General features: G+C 38.8%; 1 protein-coding gene. It reads left to right on the forward strand.

Going from position 1 to position 1218, the window contains the following annotated elements; all coding sequences use genetic code 11:
• Positions 1-27: 27 nt before the first annotated feature.
• A complete protein-coding gene (tuf, locus tag B8965_RS00005) occupies positions 28-1218 on the forward strand; it encodes an elongation factor Tu (protein ID WP_084051823.1) in 1191 nt (396 codons plus the stop codon).

Raw genomic sequence — 1218 nt, forward strand, 5'->3', positions numbered from 1 at the left:
AATTAGTTAATTAAGGAGGAATAAACGATGGCAAAAGCAAAGTTTGAAAGAAATAAGCCACACATTAATATTGGAACAATAGGTCACGTAGACCATGGTAAAACAACAACAACAGCAGCAATCACAAACGTATTAGCTCAAGCAGGTGGAGCAACAGCACAAAAATTCGACCAAATCGATAAAGCACCAGAAGAAAGAGAAAGAGGAATTACAATCAATACTTCTCATGTAGAGTATGAGACAGAAAATCGTCACTATGCACACGTAGACTGCCCAGGTCACGCTGACTATGTAAAGAACATGATTACAGGTGCAGCACAAATGGACGGTGGAATCTTAGTAGTAAGTGCAGCAGATGGCCCAATGCCACAAACGCGTGAGCATATCTTACTTGCACGTCAAGTAGGTGTACCATCATTAGTTGTATGGTTAAACAAAGCAGACATGGTAGATGATGAAGAATTATTAGAATTAGTAGAAATGGAAGTAAGAGAATTATTAAGCGAATATGATTTCCCAGGAGATGACATTCCTGTAATTAGAGGATCTGGTTTAAAAGCATTAGAAGATCCAACAGGCCCATGGGGAGAAAAAATATTAGAATTAATGAAAGCAGTAGACGACTACATCCCAACTCCTGAAAGAGATAGCGATAAAACATTCTTAATGCCAGTAGAGGATGTATTTAGTATCACAGGACGTGGAACAGTAGCAACAGGACGTGTAGAACGTGGACAAGTTAAAGTAGGCGAAGAAGTAGAAATCGTAGGAATGACAGAAGAAACAAAGAAAACAATCGTAACAGGAGTAGAGATGTTCCGTAAGTTATTAGATGCAGCAGAAGCAGGAGATAATATCGGAGCGTTACTACGTGGAGTAGATAGAAAAGATATCGTAAGAGGTCAAGTATTAGCAAAAACAGGATCAATCAAACCTCATACAAAATTCGCATCAGAAGTATATGTATTAACAAAAGAAGAAGGCGGACGTCACACACCATTTTTCAACGGATACCGTCCACAATTCTATTTTAGAACAACAGATGTAACAGGCGTAATCACATTACCAGAAGGAACAGAAATGGTAATGCCTGGAGACAACATTAAAATGGATATAGAATTAATCACTCCAATTGCAGTAGAAGAAGGTTTACGTTTTGCAATCCGTGAAGGTGGACGTACAGTTGGTGCTGGTGTAGTTACGGCTATCACTGAATAA

Origin of the sequence: Desulfonispora thiosulfatigenes DSM 11270 (assembly GCF_900176035.1) — a bacterium.
Taxonomy (GTDB): Bacteria; Bacillota; Peptococcia; order Peptococcales; family Desulfonisporaceae; genus Desulfonispora; species Desulfonispora thiosulfatigenes.

Excerpts from the sequence above, each read along its gene's own strand:
- tuf (WP_084051823.1), top strand. The coding sequence starts at position 28 with ATGGCAAAAGCAAAGTTTGAAAGAAATAAGCCACACATTAATATTGGA.